This window comes from Prevotella sp. ICM33 (assembly GCF_000517825.1).
In the GTDB taxonomy this organism is placed as follows: domain Bacteria; phylum Bacteroidota; class Bacteroidia; order Bacteroidales; family Bacteroidaceae; genus Prevotella; species Prevotella melaninogenica.
Genome location: NZ_JACD01000006.1, coordinates 28,456 through 44,678, shown reverse-complemented (window position 1 = coordinate 44,678; position 16,223 = coordinate 28,456). Strand labels below are relative to the sequence as shown.

Annotated in this window: 14 protein-coding genes; 3 read left to right on the top strand and 11 right to left on the bottom strand. The window is 41.1% G+C overall.

The features are described from left to right. Nucleotides 1-72: 72 nt before the first annotated feature. From HMPREF1505_RS01130 to HMPREF1505_RS01090, 9 genes are all read right to left on the bottom strand, one after another. Nucleotides 73-990, bottom strand: coding sequence for a dihydrodipicolinate synthase family protein (locus tag HMPREF1505_RS01130; protein WP_036921309.1), 918 nt, complete (start codon nucleotides 988-990; stop codon nucleotides 73-75). Between the two features lie 98 nt (nucleotides 991-1,088). Next, nucleotides 1,089-2,315, bottom strand: coding sequence for an MFS transporter (locus HMPREF1505_RS01125; protein ID WP_036921308.1), 1,227 nt, complete (start codon nucleotides 2,313-2,315; stop codon nucleotides 1,089-1,091). Between the two features lie 120 nt (nucleotides 2,316-2,435). Further along, nucleotides 2,436-3,512: a cyclically-permuted mutarotase family protein gene (locus HMPREF1505_RS01120; protein WP_036921305.1), complete on the bottom strand. Its 1,077-nt coding sequence runs from the start codon at nucleotides 3,510-3,512 to the stop codon at nucleotides 2,436-2,438. Between the two features lie 308 nt (nucleotides 3,513-3,820). Continuing rightward, nucleotides 3,821-4,153, bottom strand: a complete 333-nt coding sequence (locus tag HMPREF1505_RS01115; protein ID WP_036865172.1) for a cupin domain-containing protein — start codon at nucleotides 4,151-4,153, stop codon at nucleotides 3,821-3,823. Nucleotides 4,154-4,311: 158 nt separating this feature from the next. Next, complete coding sequence (locus HMPREF1505_RS01110) at nucleotides 4,312-7,572, bottom strand: carboxypeptidase regulatory-like domain-containing protein (RefSeq protein WP_036921302.1); 3,261 nt, start codon at nucleotides 7,570-7,572, stop codon at nucleotides 4,312-4,314. Nucleotides 7,573-7,955: 383 nt separating this feature from the next. Then, nucleotides 7,956-8,690, bottom strand: a complete 735-nt coding sequence (locus HMPREF1505_RS01105) for a 16S rRNA (uracil(1498)-N(3))-methyltransferase (RefSeq protein WP_036921300.1) — start codon at nucleotides 8,688-8,690, stop codon at nucleotides 7,956-7,958. 78 nt (nucleotides 8,691-8,768) lie between these two features. Continuing rightward, nucleotides 8,769-9,317 (bottom strand): bifunctional nuclease domain-containing protein, encoded by a 549-nt coding sequence (locus HMPREF1505_RS01100; RefSeq protein WP_036921297.1) that lies wholly within the window; start codon nucleotides 9,315-9,317, stop codon nucleotides 8,769-8,771. A 28-nt stretch (nucleotides 9,318-9,345) separates the two neighbouring features. Further along, nucleotides 9,346-10,608 carry a nucleoside permease gene (locus HMPREF1505_RS01095; protein WP_036921295.1) on the bottom strand — a complete coding sequence of 421 codons (1,263 nt, stop codon included), beginning with the start codon at nucleotides 10,606-10,608 and terminating at the stop codon, nucleotides 9,346-9,348. 74 nt (nucleotides 10,609-10,682) lie between these two features. Continuing rightward, the gene (locus HMPREF1505_RS01090) at nucleotides 10,683-11,279 is read right to left on the bottom strand and encodes a DUF3256 family protein (RefSeq protein ID WP_036921293.1); all 597 of its coding nucleotides are present in this window, start codon (nucleotides 11,277-11,279) and stop codon (nucleotides 10,683-10,685) included. Between the two features lie 167 nt (nucleotides 11,280-11,446). Between HMPREF1505_RS01090 and HMPREF1505_RS01085 the strand changes: the two genes are divergently transcribed. Together HMPREF1505_RS01085 and HMPREF1505_RS01080 are read left to right on the top strand one after the other, a co-directional pair. Then, nucleotides 11,447-11,947, top strand: coding sequence for a zinc ribbon domain-containing protein (locus HMPREF1505_RS01085; protein ID WP_036921290.1), 501 nt, complete (start codon nucleotides 11,447-11,449; stop codon nucleotides 11,945-11,947). Further along, nucleotides 11,947-12,270 carry a hypothetical protein gene (locus HMPREF1505_RS01080; protein ID WP_036921287.1) on the top strand — a complete coding sequence of 108 codons (324 nt, stop codon included), beginning with the start codon at nucleotides 11,947-11,949 and terminating at the stop codon, nucleotides 12,268-12,270. The genes HMPREF1505_RS01085 and HMPREF1505_RS01080 overlap by 1 nt, the downstream gene beginning before the upstream one ends. Before the next feature lie 85 nt (nucleotides 12,271-12,355). On the opposite strand, the gene tsaA is transcribed toward HMPREF1505_RS01080, so the two are convergent. Further along, a complete protein-coding gene (gene tsaA, locus HMPREF1505_RS01075) occupies nucleotides 12,356-13,018 on the bottom strand; it encodes a tRNA (N6-threonylcarbamoyladenosine(37)-N6)-methyltransferase TrmO (RefSeq protein ID WP_036921284.1) in 663 nt (220 codons plus the stop codon). A gap of 85 nt (nucleotides 13,019-13,103) precedes the next feature. On the opposite strand from tsaA, the gene HMPREF1505_RS01070 reads away from it, so the two are divergent. Beyond that, nucleotides 13,104-15,098, top strand: coding sequence for an OPT family oligopeptide transporter (locus tag HMPREF1505_RS01070; protein WP_036921280.1), 1,995 nt, complete (start codon nucleotides 13,104-13,106; stop codon nucleotides 15,096-15,098). A 478-nt stretch (nucleotides 15,099-15,576) separates the two neighbouring features. On the opposite strand, the gene HMPREF1505_RS01065 is transcribed toward HMPREF1505_RS01070, so the two are convergent. Then, entirely contained in the window at nucleotides 15,577-16,221 is a 645-nt protein-coding gene (locus HMPREF1505_RS01065) for a response regulator transcription factor (RefSeq protein ID WP_036921277.1), read from the bottom strand. Nucleotides 16,222-16,223: the final 2 nt, after the last annotated feature.

Below are 16,223 nucleotides of genomic sequence, written 5' to 3'. Positions count from 1 at the left end.
TCCCACTCTTCCTACAAATCAACATGCATTGAAAGGAAGAATAAAAGGAAATATTGGGCTGTTTTATGTTTGTTAGAACTTATTGCAACGCTCGAAGAAACCAATTTCTTCAAGTTCTTTCTTCATGCGTGCCTCTTCTTCATCTGTCATATTCTGGAATGGAACACGGTTAGGACCAAGGTCAAAACCCATCAACTTCATGATGCGCTTACCACCAACGATATTGCCACGGAAGTGACAAATGACGTTGATAACCTCTTGTGAGAAGTTTTGTTTCTCACGTGCTGTTTCAATATCACCCTTGTTCCATGCCTCGATGATACCTGTCAATTCACGACCATTATAGTTGGTTGTGCCACCGATACCACCCTTCGCACCGCCTTGAGCCAAACTTGGGAGAATCGTTTCGTCCTGTCCATGCAGCATATCAAACTTACCATCCTTGTAAAGACGGCACTGGTTGTACTCATAAAGACTCTCGAAGGTGTACTTAATGCCTGCAAAGTTAGGGATACGACCATCGACGGCTTTCAAGAGTTCGAGCATAGATAAGAATGCACCATTGAATGCTGGGATGTGGTAGTAGTAGAAAGGAAGTGAGGGAGCTGCGGCTGCAATCGTCTCACAATACTTCACTAACTCCTCGATACGACCAATCTTTGGGAATGGAGGAGCCATAGCTCCGATACCCCATGCACCAATCTTCTCTGCATGTTCTGCCAAGCGTATGCTCTCACGCAAGCAACAACTACCCACGTGTACGATTACCTTGAAGCCCTCTGGTGCAGCCTGCATCCAGCGTTCTGCCAACTGCATACGCTCCTCAGTTGTGAGCATATAGCCCTCACCAGATGAACCATTAATAAACACTCCCTTCAAACCGTTCTTCTGCAACATGGCTGCATAAGCCTCAATAGGCTCAAGATTGACATCGCCATTAGCATAGAATGGCGTGAACGGTGCGTCAATTAATCCAATAATCTTTTCCATAAACATTGTTGCCCTCCACCTTTAATCCTCTAAAAGGGGGTTGTATGCGTGGGAAAGGCGATTATATATGATAATAATAAGCAATTATAAGCGATTCGTTACTCCATATTGTCGGTTGTTGGTTTCAAGCAAGAGAGCTGTAAAACCAAAGCTAAGACAACAATACCTCCCAAGATAGCAAAGCCATTACCAAGGTTACCACCATCAGTCCACTTACCTAATACCTGTGTAACAGCAGCACCAGCGAAGACTCCAGTCATGTTCATAATACCATAAGCAGTACTGCGATACTTTGAAGAAATGAACTGACAGAGGATTGGCATATTGTTAGCATCAAACATACCATAGCCAATACCAAAGCATAAACCTGCTCCGACGACAGCTACAAGACTATGACCAAAACCCAATAACATAAGGGCTGGAACAGTAAGACCAAGTCCAATGGCGCTGGTATAGACACGTCCTCGCAAGTTACGCTGTACCCAACGGTCAGAAACAACACCTCCCATGATAACACCGATAAACGATGATACAGCGATAGTTATCGTTGACATTGGTCCTGCACTTGACATTGGAATATCCAAACTATTAGCAAATAGCGTTGGCAACCAGTTCTTTGTTGCCCAACCTGGGAGACTTGGCACGGCAAAATAGAAGAGTATTACCCAGAAAGCCCACGTCGAGAAGACAATAGACAAGCCACGGAAAGGGTTCTTACTTAACTTAGTCTCACCTTCTAAAACCGCTTTCTGTCCATGCTTAGGATTCTCTTTCAAGAATAAAAGTAATACAAGTGAATAAACAATACCGATAATACCAAACCAATGAAAGGCTGCATGCCATGAGAACATCGCTGCCAACGTTGCACCAAAACCTCCAACTGCCTGACCAACATAAAGTCCTGTCATGTGAATACCTATCGCTAATGAGCGTGATTTTCCCTCATGCCAATCAGCAATGAGCGACAAAGCTGCAGGAATATAAAGTGCTTCGCTAATACCCATAAAGGCACGGAGCCAATAAAGTTGGTCGAAACTCTCAGCATAACCCATAAGATAAGTCACAGCAGACCATACAAAGATGCTACCAACAACAAGCCACTTACGATTAACTCGGTCGGCAATAATACCTGCGAATGGACTTACAATACCGTAAATCCACAAGAAAACAGCCATCAATGCACCAAAAGCCTCAGCGTGATTTAGTTCTGCAATATCGACTTTCATAGCTTCCTGCATCGTCGACAACATCTGTCGATCCATATAATTCAGTAAGGCTACAAACCAAAGGAGGGCAACAAGTACCCAAGGATAGTATTTTTTCATAAAAGATTACAGCCCTCCCCGCATATCAATCATCTTACATAAGTAAGCAATGAATGTCATAGAGAACAACGGGCGATTAATAAATTACTTTAATTAGGAGCAAAATTTCACCAATAGATATTAGCGTTTCGGGTACTTTACTATCTTATTACTACGCACTCTTGGCTTCAACTCGCCACCAATCACGTACAAACCATGATCTGTCTGTGCCAAGGCTGCACCAGCACGTGCCGTTTCTGAACTCTTATAAAGTACCTTCCAGCTATCTTTGTTATAGTATAAAGTGTATGGATTAAAGTGATACCACTCAATAGGATGACTCAAATAATCCGGTTGAGGATGATTGACAGCAGAGAGAAAAACATCTTTGTTTACGCCTCCCATTACTAAAAGCTGGTCTTTAGTTAGGTTTATACCTGTACCACCTCCAACAAATAGAGGCTCTCCTTGGTCGTCTTTCGGACCTTCAACCAACTCCCACTCATCAGTCGTCTCGTCATATACACAACCATCCAACGACAACTTTGCTTCCTCACCATTTGCTGCAGGAGCGAAACCACCGAAAAGACAGAAACGATTATCACCCATACACCCTGCCACTGGCTGCACACGTACCATACCGGGGAAAGACTTTATGTCCTTCCAACCAGCTGAGATATTATCTAAATCAAGGCGCAAAACACGATTAGAAGCCTTACCATCCATTGCTCCTCCTGCTATATAGAGATGTTTACCGACCAAAGTACCAGCCATATTATCCACTGAGCAAGGCATAGAAGGGAGAGTCGAAACTTCAGCTTTACCATCAACAAGAGTTACACGATAAACATTTCCATAGCTTCCGTTGTTATTCATTCCGCCTACAACAATCATACTGTTGTCGCAAGTCACAGTAACACCATAAGCCAAAGGTTCAGGCAAGTGACCAACCAACTTCCAATTCAGTTGATCTCCATTGTCAGTTTTGGTAACATAAATCCCACTGTAATAAACCTTCTTACTATCAGGAGCCAACGTATTTACTGGAAAGTTACAACCACCAGCCATAACAAGTTGGTCATCAATTCTACCTGCATAACAAGCAGAAACGCCATGTTCGATTCCTACTTCATCCGTAGGAAAACCATGCATCACCATTAAGCTATCGGCATCAGAGGCGTTTGCACCCAATCCCGTCAATAAAGTTATCGTTGTCATTATTAGGTTTTTAATTCTCATCGTTTTAGGTTAAAATATCGCTTGGGTTACCCCCTTCTTACAATAATACAACTTTACAACAGTATTTACGTACGTATAATGTAAATTTCCATGCCATAATCAATTTGCTTACTAACCATAAACGACCTACATTCCCTTTACTATTTAATTGAAAAAGACCGAGATAGCTGAGGCAATATGATAGCATAAAAACAAATTCTTTTCATGAAAAGAAAGAATTATTTTCATGAAAAGAAATATTTTTCATCACGACAATAAATATTTTTTTTCATGAAAAGAATTCGCTCTTATCTCAAAGTTGGTACGATAGCAAGGTAAACGACATCGTGGTCCGTACAGTTTTCAAACCAATGGAAGTGTCCTTCTGGACAATAATGTAACTGTCCTACCCTTGCAACTTCCGTTGTATCGTCATAATGAACAGTCAGTTCACCACTAATAACATACATCACCTCAAAAGAGCCAACATGCTGATGCTTTCCACTATTTGCACCAGGACGTAAGGTTGAGTACATGATACGTGCCTGATCATCTACAAAAGCACGCACATCCAATTTTCCTTCACCGCCTTTAAAGCCTTCAATATGCTCTTCGGTAATCTTGTCAAAATCAATAATCATAATGTATGGTTTTTAATTCTTATATGAAGATAGTGCAAATGGATGCTATGAATGGTTACTCACAGATTACCGAATGCAGTCTATCAAGCACAAAGGTAACAAAAAAAGCAGAGACCCCAACAAGAGTCTCTGCTTTTTATATTGTTTTATCTTACATCTTAGAATGTGTAACGCAAGCCGAGCTGACCACGCCAACGGCTATAGTAATCGCTATAGTTACGTGTTGCATAACCACCAGTGAACTGGTAACGACCATTTCTCTGATAGTTAACTGGACTATAGTAAACACCGAAACCATCACCATAGGTATGACCCCAGTTCTTATTCAGCATGTTACCAGCATTGATTATATCGAAGCTCAACTCAAGAGAATTAATCTGACCACCCACCTTGAAGCTATACTTCTGTGCGAAGTGAACATCGAAGTGATGTTCGAAAGCGAGGTTATCAGCATAACGCTTGTAGAATTCACCACGATGATTCTTCATGTATGAGTCATTGCCAATCCAATGCTTCATCATTGCACGCTGCATATCAGCAGTCAACTTAGGTGCGGTAAAGTTATCACCAAAGACTGTTTTCGTAAGTGCATTAGCAGAGAAGTTAGTCTCTTCAAACTGCATCTTATCAATCTGAGCATCTGTTGGGATAAAGAAGAGGTCGTTACCATTTGCGCCATCTTCGTTAACATCACCATAATAATAGATACTATATGGAGAGCCACTCTTAGCCTGATAGATAAGACCTACAGTAGTCTGCCACTGCTTCTGTGCACCATAGTTTATGTGATAGTAAGCAGAAGCCTGAATACGGTGAGGAATATTGTAAGCAGAATAGCCCAACTCTGGGTCGTTAGGGTTACGATAAGTATAATTATATCTCCAGTTACTCTCTGCAACAGATGAGCTACCATTATTGACACTCATAGCCTTTGTCCAAGTATAACTTGCCATCAAGTCAAGTCCGAAGTCGAAATGCTTCTCAGCCTTCAAACTCAAGTTCATTGTATAACCCTTTGAAGTATTGCTGAGTTTATAAACATTTGTATAAGGACTTCCTGCAGTTACCTTAGAGAAAAGTGGACGATTGTCTTCTACTGGAGCACCTGCACTACCATAGACTTCACCAAAGGTCTTACCAGTCTGCTCGTAAGCAAGATTCTCATAAAGGATATCATTCAATGTCTTTGAGTAGATAGCCTCGGCTGTCCAGTTAATTCCCAAAACATTAAAGTCAAAACCAAGGTTGAAACGAAGGTTCTGTGCATACTTGAAGTTACGATCGTAAACATTGATAGTCTGACTTCCTAATGCCTTTAACTTATTAGCATTTGCCTCCTGTCCATTAGGGTCAAGCAACAAATCCAAGCCTGTTGGAGCGTTAACATTGAATGATGAAATCTGAATACCAGTATTTGCATAGTTGTTGCTAATCCAAACAAAAGGTATACGACCAGTGAACACACCAGCACCACCACGGAGAATAAATCTACGATCTTTCTTGATATCCCAACGGAAACCTACACGTGGGCTAAAAAGAGGAGTACTTGCCAAACGCTGATTAGTCTTAACATTCCATCCCTTTGTCTCTGCATACTGAGCAAATGGCTCATTTGCTGTAGGGGTATCCATGATAATTGGAATATCCATACGCAAACCATAAGTCAACTGGAAGTTTGTGGTTGCATCCCACTTATCCTGTGCATAGAAACTCAACTGAGCCGCACCGAATGAAGATTCCCAACGTGGGTTACCTGTTACGTCAACATTTGCATGACCATAACGATACAAGTTAATGTATGACTTCTTTGGATCGATAGTTCCATTAACATAATCATTGTAGTAGCTTACGAAAGAATCATAGTTCTTGAAGGTATAACTACCAAAGAGATCCTGAAGGAAGAGATTTGTAAACTTATACAATTCGTTGTGAGTACCGAATGTAAAGGTATGATTACCCTTATACCAAGTCAAGTTATCTTCCAATGTATAGATGTCCTGATCCAAGCGGTTAGCCATAGAAGAACGGTCAATACCTAAGTTTACTGCACCACCACCGACGTTATTGATAGTAACATTAGGATATTCACCAGAGATAGCACGATTGTCTCTTACACGTACATAGCTTGCACGAGCCTCATTAGCAACAGACGGAGAGATACGACTCTGCAACTCTGCAATGAATGAATTGGTAGTACTTTCAAATGGGAAAGCATAGCTACTACCATTAACAGCTGTTCGTGAACCAGCATTATTCAACTGAACTGCATCAACAAGACTCCAACGAAGAGAGGCTTTATTGGTCTCATTGATATTCCAGTCGAGCTTCAAACCTACCTTATTACTCTTTGTATAAATATCACTGTTAGAAAGTGCTATTGGGAAGTTTACACCTTGACGATTAGCGATATCAGCAATCTTAACCAAGATATCATTTGCCTTTGTAGCATCAACAGCTGATTGCTCAGAACCTAAAGTATAAAGATTAGGATAGGTTTTGTTGGTTTTTTCATAGTTTGCAAAGAAGAATAACTTATCTTTGATAATCGGACCACCCAAGGTTACACCGATATTATACTCCTGTTGCTTATTGAACTTTGGAGCATAACCACCATCTGCGAGAGGATATTTTGATCCAACCAAGTTCTGATTGTTACCAAAGCCATAAACACTACCGTGGAAATTATTGGTACCACTCTTTGTAATAGCATTGATAGCACCACCCGTGAAACCACCTTGACGAACGTCGAAAGGTGCAACATTCACCTGAATCTGCTCAATGGTCTCCATTGAGACAGGCTGTGCACCAGCTCTACCACCATTCGTACCATCACTTGAAAGACCGAACACGTCATTGTTAGCAGCACCGTCAATCATGAAAGAGTTGTAGCGGTTGCTTGTACCAGCAAAAGACATTGCGCCACTATTCGTTGTTGTCAGCTGTGGATTGAGACGAGCAACATCCGCAATACCATGGGTAATACTTGGCATATCCGCAATCTGCTTAGAGTTGATACTCTGTGCTGCACCTGTTTTAGTTGCATTCACACCAGCACTACCCTTCACTACAACCTCCTGAAGTTCCTTGGTGTCGTCTTGAAGAGAACAAGAGAGATCTTCCGTCTCACCCAGACGAAGTGTTACATTATCAAAAGTCTTTGTCTTCTGACCAATGTAAGCTATGGTCACCTTGTAAGGACCACCGACGCGCATACCTTGAATAGTGTAACGGCCATCGATGTTCGTCACAGCACGGTAAACAGTTCCTGAAGGTTGGTGGGTCGCTGTAATGGTAGCACCAATAACATCTTCACCCTGAGATACAACCTTACCACTGATTCCAGAAGTTGTAACCTGTGCCATGACAGTAGTTGTCATTGCAAGCAACAACGTAATCAAGAAAAGTAATCTTTTCTGCATAGTTTAGCTAAAAAATTTAATATAAATAATAACGTTATTTAAATGTATGCTGCAAAATTAAGCATTTTTTTTGATACAAACACAGGAGAACAATGAAAAAAAAATAATTCTATTGCACTCGATAAACTTTTTTATCATATAACTTGATTATTAGTGTTCTATTACCTATTATTTGTCTTGTTGCATTTCAACTAATGTCCATAAAGGACGATTCTATCCATTATTTGCTGTCGTATTGATGCTCCGCACATCATGTGCGGAGGCTTAGCACACATTGTGCGAAGGCTTAACACCGATGGTGCGGGATATGATAATTTCAATTACACATATCTATTTTTAGAAGTCTTCACCATCTATTCAAACTTTATACACACAAAAACAGCTTACACTCTACGTGCAAGCTGCGACATCATAACGGCACTAAGTCCTGCGGTCTCTGTGCGTAAACGGCTGTTACCCAATGTAACACTCTCAAAACCATGTTCCAAAGCAAAACGTACTTCATCAATAGAGAAGTCGCCTTCTGGACCTACCAATACGGTAATATCCTCTGCAGAAGAAGGCTGTTCTTCCTGTGAAATAGCAGTAAAGAAGTCTGTGCGTGGAATCTCTGGATAACAATGACAGATAAACTTCCGCCCACTGTTGGAACAATTTTCTATGAAACGACGAAAAGGTGTCATCGGATTTACAACAGGTTTCCAGCCCTTACGACTTTGCTTTACAGCAGAAATGACAATCTTTTCTATACGATCAACACGCAATGTCTTACGTTCAGAGAACTTACAATCTAAGAAGCTGATTTCGTCAAAGCCTACTTCAGTAGCCTTTTCTGTCATCCATTCTATGCGCCCCATGTCTTTTGTTGGAGCAATCGCAAGATGAATCTTTCCACGCCAAACAGGTTCTTGTTTCAGCGTCTCTTTAATAGTATAAAGGCACTTCTTCGATGATACCAGTGCTACTTCCGCTTTGTAAAAGCAGCCTTCACCATCCATAAGGAACATTTCATCGCCTTCTTTCAACCGAAGTACACGTATTGCATGAACTGCTTCCTCAGCTGGCAACTCCGTTTCTACGGCTGCATTAGGGACATAAAAATATCTTGCTTCTTTCATTCTCTGGTTTTATAACATCGTCTTCTTTAAAAAGAATGTTCTATATAGCAATTCGGTATTCTTGATTAGCTTTCTTAATCAAGGTTCCTTTGCCCTATTCTTCATTTCATCTCTAAGCATAGAAGCAAGTTCATAATTCTCATCTTCTATAGCTTTCTCCAAGGCATGATGCAACATCTCAAAGGTTAAAGCATTTAAAGGTAATGCCATCTTGTTCTGACTTACACTGCTATCAACACTCTGACGCTTGAATAGATGCTCTTCCATAAAGATGTTCAACTTTGCCACAAGTGCCAATAAGATTGCATCAGAAGCACGTATAGGGGTAAGCGTTAAGTCATCTTTATTTACCAAAAGAGCCTTATATTGTCCATCAACAATAGAATTAAAGAGTATCTCATAGTGCTCACTTATCATCATTGGATTCACACTACAAAGCACTTCTGGCAACAATCTTTCTGTAACAGACTTCTCGCCTGTTCGCAAGCCAAGTTCATACTCCATATGTTTATCACACACAATGGCAATCTGCCTTGTGTGTGTAAGATCAGACAGAACGAGAAGTCCTAACTCCGGACCTCCTACTATCTGTGATACACCTTCATATATAAGTTGAACTTTACTCATTAATTCTATACGATTTATCAGTATGCAATTATGCTTTCTTTGGTCGGAAGATAATAGCAAACAAGACACCTACAACAAAGGCATAGCCTGCAAAGATGAACCAACAAGACTGCCAATCACCTACAGTCAGTGTATCTGAGCCCACAGTCTGTGGATGTGTATAGGCATTTACAATAGCTTGGGCTGCCAATGTTCCTACTGTTGCACCAACACCATTGGTCATCAACATAAACAAACCTTGTGCTGAAGAACGAAGAGCTGGCTCCGTACTATTATCTACAAAGAGTGAACCGGAGATATTGAAGAAGTCGAAAGCTACACCATAGACAATCATTGAAAGTACGAACATCAAGATACCTGGGAAGCCTGGATTACCAACTCCAAACAAACCAAAGCGCAATACCCATGCAAACATAGCTATCAACATCACATTCTTAATACCATAATGACGCATAAAGAATGGAATCAGAAGAATACAACAGGTCTCACTAACCTGTGAAAGACTAATCAAAATATTAGCATGCTGTACTCCGAAAGAGTTTGCAAACTCTGGTTGAGCACCAAAACTAAAGAGGAATGGATTGGCAAAGCTATTGGTAATCTGAAGACTTACACCCAATAACATTGAGAAGATAAAGAAGATTGCCATCTTCTTCTCCTTGAATAAGGCGAAAGCACGTAAGCCAAAGGCATCCACAAAACTCTTTTGTTCAGTGCCTTTATTAACTGCACACTTAGGTAATGTAAAGGTATAAAGGAAGAGAAGGATACTTACCACACCAGAAGTAATAAACTGATTCTGATTGCTTTGGAAGCCTAAGATATCTACCAACCACATGGTAAGGATAAAACCAATCGTACCGAACACGCGGATAGGTGGGAAAGCTTTTACCGTATCCATACCCGCATCACTCAAAGCGCTATAAGCAACAGAGTTTGAGAGAGCCAATGTTGGCATATAAAAGGCAACTGAAAGCGAATAAAGAGTGAAGATAGTAGAGAAGTCTGCATGGTCACCAACGCTCAAGCCATAGCCTGCTGTGGCAAACATAAACAAGCCTGCAAGCAGATGACAGAAGCCTAACAAACGCTGAGCAGGTACCCAACGGTCAGCAACAATACCCATCAAAGCAGGCATAAAGATAGACACTACACCTTGCATTGAGTAGAAATAGCCAATCTCAGGACCAATACCGATATTACCAAGATAGCGACCCATAGAGGTCAAATAAGCTCCCCACACTGCGAACTCCAAGAAGTTCATCAATGCTAAACGTACCTTCAAATTCATGCTATAAGCTATTATTTTATGAGCACAAAAGTACTGATTTTATCAGAAACTGCCAAATGTGCAATCGTTTTTTACTATCGAAAATCTTTCCCTGTCCAGTTAAGTACCTGCGACTTTAATATCTCTGTGACACGCTTGACATCCTTCTTAGAAAGCAATGGATAGTTCCAACTTACTGACAATGAGTTGTTATCTGCTGACAATCGATATTCTTTTAGGCGAGGAAACATCAATGTTTTCAAATCAGCAAAGTCTTCATCGCTCATTGATTCGGGTTTTACAATATTTGCTTTATAGTCTACAACTACCTCTTTAGGTTGCCATTGTAGGTTGAAAAGACTCAACTTACTCTCTGCAGCAGGTGCCATCCATGTCTGAACTAAAGCCAACGTGTTATTATCCAACAGCTTGATTTCCAATCGTGTTGCCTCGTTTGCCTTCAATAAAAGATAGTTATTGGTCATGCGTTCAATCCGAACAGAATCGCCGAAAGTACTCAAGACGGCTGGTTCTGCCTTCATTTCAACATAGTCAGCCAGCTCTGTACGCTGGCTCTTGCTCAAATAAGGCAGTATACTATCAGGCATTTCTATCCATACCTCACGCAGACTTTGGGCAGAAATACCCAACCAACAAGTAAGGAAACATATAATTATCAATATCTTTTTCATATCGAGAAACTCCTTCTTTTCTGTTTTTTAAATGATTATATCATCTCTTGAAAATCCCTGCAAAGATACAAAAAAGAAAGAAGAAACGAATAAAAAGGCAAATCGTTTTGTCATCTCTACCTTTTCTTTTACCTTTGCCGATAGAAATCAAAGCTAAAGAAAGAAATATGAAATGTCGTAATTGTAATAATGAGGTGAGTGAGAAGGATAAGAATTGTCCTTACTGCAATACTCCATTGAATAATAATGATACAGATAACGGACCAACCTTAGGGCGCGGTATGGTTGCTTTTATTATTCTTGGAACAATTTTCCTTGTTGCCTTCGGATTCTATTATTACGGTCAACACAAGAACGATCCAGAGTATACACAGACTGCTATTGAACCAGATTCAAACTTAGCAGACAACAATAAGGCTAAGTTCGACACAGTTGTTAAGGACACAACAGCCAACGATTCTACCCAGAAACAGGAAGAAGAACAGGCTGAGAAGGTATTCAACAGTATTCGTAGAAGTCATCGTTCAAGTCGCAAGAGCAGTAGCAACGAGGCTTCTTCAAGCAGTTCTGATAATCAGAACAGCACCTCCGAGCCTTCTTCTAATGAGCCACAACCTATTACTCCATCGGTTTCCAAACCACGTGTTGAATCTATTGAAACTGATTAATGAAGATTATTCGGACGAAATATCTACCGCCCAAGAATTATGATGCTATCAACATTCTTGGGTTTCTTTTTGTTCATCCTGGCGTTAAACTAACGAAGGAGATAATCAATCATGAGCGTATTCATACACGACAAATGTTAGAAATGCTCATCCTTCCCTTTTATTTATGGTATGTCATAGAATGGCTTATACGCCTACCAATGGCAGGCCGTGCTTACATGAACCTCTCCTTTGAACGGGAAGCTTATGAGAATATGAACAACCTTAATTATCTATCACATCGACGCCCCTTTGCTTGGATGCGGTATTTAAAGGGGAAATAACTGATTATTGAGATAATAACCTTATTGGACTTATTAGCCTAATTGGGCTTATAAGGCTAATTAGCCCAATAAGCCAAATAGCTTCCTAATCAATCCCAACAACCTCTAACACATCCCCTTCAACCTTAAACTTCACATCCTTCCCAGCGAAAGGCATACCATAAACACGTGCTGCATCATGTTGATATTGTGGGCGTGGGTCTTGCAAAAGAACCTCCTTTAGGGCAGCAAGTACCTCTACATCAAACAACTTAGAATACTCCTCTGCAATAACAACAGACAATAGTTTCCACTCTTTCTTATCGGTAAAACCACCTCTTGCCTCTGGGTGACTATCGACGTAAGAGATATAAGGTTTTACATCATAAATAGGTGTACCGTCCATCAAATCAGCCCCAACAACTTCAATCACTCCATCCACTATTCGTTTAATACGGACAGAAGACAGCCCAAGACCATTTGGACGAAAAGGCGAACGTGTGGCAAACACGCCTAAACGTTCATTCCCACCCAACCGTGGAGGACGAACAGTCAGTTTGCCCTCATCAGTAGACTTATTCGCAGAAAAGCCCCAAATTAACCACAGATAATCAAAGTCTTCCAGTCCACGCAAAGCCTCCTCACGTTGATATTGAGCTTCAAACACAATCTTACCCACCAGATTGTCAGCCAGTCCACTTTGCCGAGGAATACCGAATTTTGACGTCAAGGGAGAACGAAAAAAAGCAATAGGTCTAATCTCTTTCATACTGACAAAGATAATATTTTATGCTGAATTGGTACAAGATAAATGATTTTTATTTATCTTTGCAAGCAAATAATACTATTAAACAATGGAAAATAACCAGAATCAAAACATTGACCTTCCTGAGAATGCCTTTAGGGAGTTGAAAGATGGCGAAGAGTATAAGCCAGTCATGTCTCCACAAGAGACGTATCGTGAAGTAAGCCCATGGTCTATCACTTGGGGTATTCTCATGGCAGTTCTCTTCTCTGCTGCCGCAGCTTATCTTGGTTTGAAAGTTGGACAGGTATTTGAGGCTGCTATCCCAATTGCCATTATTGCTATTGGAGTATCATCTGCCACAAAGCGTAAGAACGCATTAGGCGAGAATGTCATTATCCAGAGTATCGGAGCCTGTTCAGGTGCTGTTGTTGCGGGAGGTATCTTCGTTATGCCAGCTATCTACATGCTTGAGTTAGAAGCCGACTTCTTCAATATCTTCATTGCAGCTGCTTTAGGCGGTGTCTTGGGTATTCTCTTTTTGATTCCTTTCCGTAAATACTTTGTTAAGGACCAGCATGGTAAATATCCTTTCCCTGAAGCAACGGCTAGCACACAGGTACTCGTGAGTGGCGAGAAAGGTGGAAGTCAGGCAAAACCTCTTCTCCTCGCTGGTCTTGTAGGTGGACTCTATGACTTCACAGTTGCCACTTTTGGATGGTGGAATGAGAATGTAACGAGTCGTATGATTGGCTTTGGCGAGACGATAGCAGACAAAGCTAAACTCGTTTTCAAGGTTAATACGGGCGCAGCCGTCCTCGGTCTTGGTTATATCATCGGTCTGAAATACGCTTTCATCATCTGTGTTGGTTCGCTAACAGTATGGTGGCTTATCGTACCAGGTATGGCACTCATCTTCCCAGATACCGTACTGAACCAGTGGGACCCATCAATCACTACAGCCGTAGGACAGATGGCACCAGAAGTTATCTTTAAGTCATACGCTCGTTCAATCGGTATCGGTGGCATTGCGATGTCAGGTATTATCGGTATCATCAAGTCATGGGGTATCATCAAGAGTGCGGTTGGTTTGGCTGCACGCGAGATGAAAGGTAAAGGCAGTGGACAGGAAGAAATCCTCCGTACACAGCGTGATATTTCCTTTAAGATTATTGCTTTCGGAAGTATTGCCACCCTCATCATCACCTTCCTGTTCTTCTATTTTGGTGTGATGGACTTCAACCTGCTGCATGCAGTTGTGGGTATTCTTCTCGTTGCAATCATAGCCTTCCTATTCACAACTGTTGCTGCAAATGCCATTGCGATTGTAGGAAGCAACCCTGTATCAGGTATGACATTGATGACCCTCATCCTTGCATCTGTCGTTATGGTAGCAGTTGGACTGAAGGGTAACGCTGGTATGTTGGCAGCTCTATTGATGGGTGGCGTTGTTTGTACAGCCCTTTCTATGGCAGGTTCATTCATTACCGACTTAAAGATTGGCTATTGGCTCGGCACAACTCCAAAGAAGCAGGAAACATGGAAGTTCCTCGGTACGATTATCTCTGCTGCAACTGTAGCGGGTGTGATGATTGTTTTGGATAAGACTTATGGCTTCAACTCTGGCAAGTTGGCTGCACCACAGGCAAACGCAATGGCAGCTGTTATCAAACCATTGATGAGTGGACAAGGTGCACCTTGGGTTCTCTATGGCATTGGTGCAGTTATCGCACTCATCCTCGACCGTTGCAAGGTCCCTGCTTTAGCTTTCGCTTTGGGTATGTTCATTCCTTTAGAGTTGAATATTCCTCTCTTGGTGGGTGGCGCCGTAAACTGGTATGTAACCACTCGTTCTAAAGATGAAGCTGTCAACAAGGCACGTGGCGATAAGGGAACCCTCTTAGCATCAGGCTTCATTGCTGGTGGTGCGTTGATGGGTGTCGTTTCTGCCCTACTGAAGTTTGGTGGTATCGAGTTCGATTACTCATCTTGGTGGGAGAATCATCTCTCTGAACTTCTCTCACTTGTGGCTTACGCTGCATTGATTCTCTACTTCATTCTTGCAACCAAGCTTAGCAAAAAGGAGTTAGCAGACCAAAACTAAAATTATTTTTTCGGTCATAACACATACGAAAAGAGCCATATCAATTCACGCTAACAGTGTTTGATATGGCTCTTTCTGTTGTCATCAACCTACGTTGTAAGGAGTCTACAACATTATAAGGTGGCTTCAAGAAATACATCAATTCAAACCACATTGTAATAAAAAAGTCACTACTTAAAAATCAATAGATGCTTAATTGGGTTCGAAAAGACGCCCAATTGGCTTGCTAAAGATGCCCTTTAGCAACGTTACTAACGCCCTTTTGAAGTCCAATTAAGCACCTTTTACAATTCTATTTTATAACCATTTGATTTCAAGTTAGTTACAAAAGCAACAAAAGATAGTATTTTTTAGGTGAGATTAGGGCAAATAGACAAGCATAAGTGTAAACATATTTCGCAAATCATGTGCATAAATTTCTATCCTTTCAAATCAAGAAAAGAAGGGGAAAGATGATTAGGGTTTAACAAGACATACCTTAAATGTAATATTCTGCAGCATCTACTAATCCCGAACGCATCGCATAGCGGATAGCTTCATGAACATTATTCACACCCAACTTACGAAAGATATTCTTTCTATGTGTGTTGACCGTGTGGAAAGAAGAAAAACGTTTCTCAGCAATCTCACGTGTCGTAGCACCTAAAGCAATCTCCTTAAGAATCTCAGTCTCTGTTTTTGTCAACGGGACAATCTCCTTATCAACTAACGCTGTAGGGGCCAAAATCATGTTAGTAGCGTGCTGACAAAGAAAACGTTGACCCTGCAACACATAGTCAAGACATTGTTCTATTTCAGCCATCTTAGCATCCTTCATAAGCACACTAATCCGATTGCTTGCATTAACAAGGTGACGAATAAAATCAACACTCAACTCCTCACTCCACAATATAAGATGAGCAAGCGGAAAACGCTGCCCAATATTCAGAAGGTCAGACTCACTGGAAATATCAAACAAGGTATAATCTAATATCACAACCGCTTCGGGACAATCGTTTAAAAGGAGAATCAACTCAGACTTATCCCTTGCCACGCGGCAAGATATATTATCCCTTTTAGAAAGCACATAAGCCATTCCAGCCTGTGTGATATCTTGATTATCTGCGATGATAATATTCTTCATGT

Bases quoted from the DNA above. Each gene is read 5' to 3' on its own strand.
- tsaA (WP_036921284.1), bottom strand. From the start codon at position 13,018: ATGAAAGAGATTAGACCTATTGCTTTTTTTCGTTCTCCCTTGACGTCA.
- HMPREF1505_RS01070 (WP_036921280.1), top strand. From the start codon at position 13,104: ATGGAAAATAACCAGAATCAAAACATTGACCTTCCTGAGAATGCCTTT.
- HMPREF1505_RS01095 (WP_036921295.1), bottom strand. From the start codon at position 10,608: ATGAATTTGAAGGTACGTTTAGCATTGATGAACTTCTTGGAGTTCGCA.
- HMPREF1505_RS01105 (WP_036921300.1), bottom strand. From the start codon at position 8,690: ATGAAAGAAGCAAGATATTTTTATGTCCCTAATGCAGCCGTAGAAACG.
- HMPREF1505_RS01125 (WP_036921308.1), bottom strand. From the start codon at position 2,315: ATGAAAAAATACTATCCTTGGGTACTTGTTGCCCTCCTTTGGTTTGTA.
- HMPREF1505_RS01065 (WP_036921277.1), bottom strand. From the start codon at position 16,221: ATGAAGAATATTATCATCGCAGATAATCAAGATATCACACAGGCTGGA.
- HMPREF1505_RS01100 (WP_036921297.1), bottom strand. From the start codon at position 9,317: ATGAGTAAAGTTCAACTTATATATGAAGGTGTATCACAGATAGTAGGA.
- HMPREF1505_RS01090 (WP_036921293.1), bottom strand. From the start codon at position 11,279: ATGAAAAAGATATTGATAATTATATGTTTCCTTACTTGTTGGTTGGGT.
- HMPREF1505_RS01080 (WP_036921287.1), top strand. From the start codon at position 11,947: ATGAAGATTATTCGGACGAAATATCTACCGCCCAAGAATTATGATGCT.
- HMPREF1505_RS01085 (WP_036921290.1), top strand. From the start codon at position 11,447: ATGAAATGTCGTAATTGTAATAATGAGGTGAGTGAGAAGGATAAGAAT.
- HMPREF1505_RS01110 (WP_036921302.1), bottom strand. From the start codon at position 7,572: ATGCAGAAAAGATTACTTTTCTTGATTACGTTGTTGCTTGCAATGACA.
- HMPREF1505_RS01130 (WP_036921309.1), bottom strand. From the start codon at position 990: ATGGAAAAGATTATTGGATTAATTGACGCACCGTTCACGCCATTCTAT.
- HMPREF1505_RS01120 (WP_036921305.1), bottom strand. From the start codon at position 3,512: ATGACAACGATAACTTTATTGACGGGATTGGGTGCAAACGCCTCTGAT.
- HMPREF1505_RS01115 (WP_036865172.1), bottom strand. From the start codon at position 4,153: ATGATTATTGATTTTGACAAGATTACCGAAGAGCATATTGAAGGCTTT.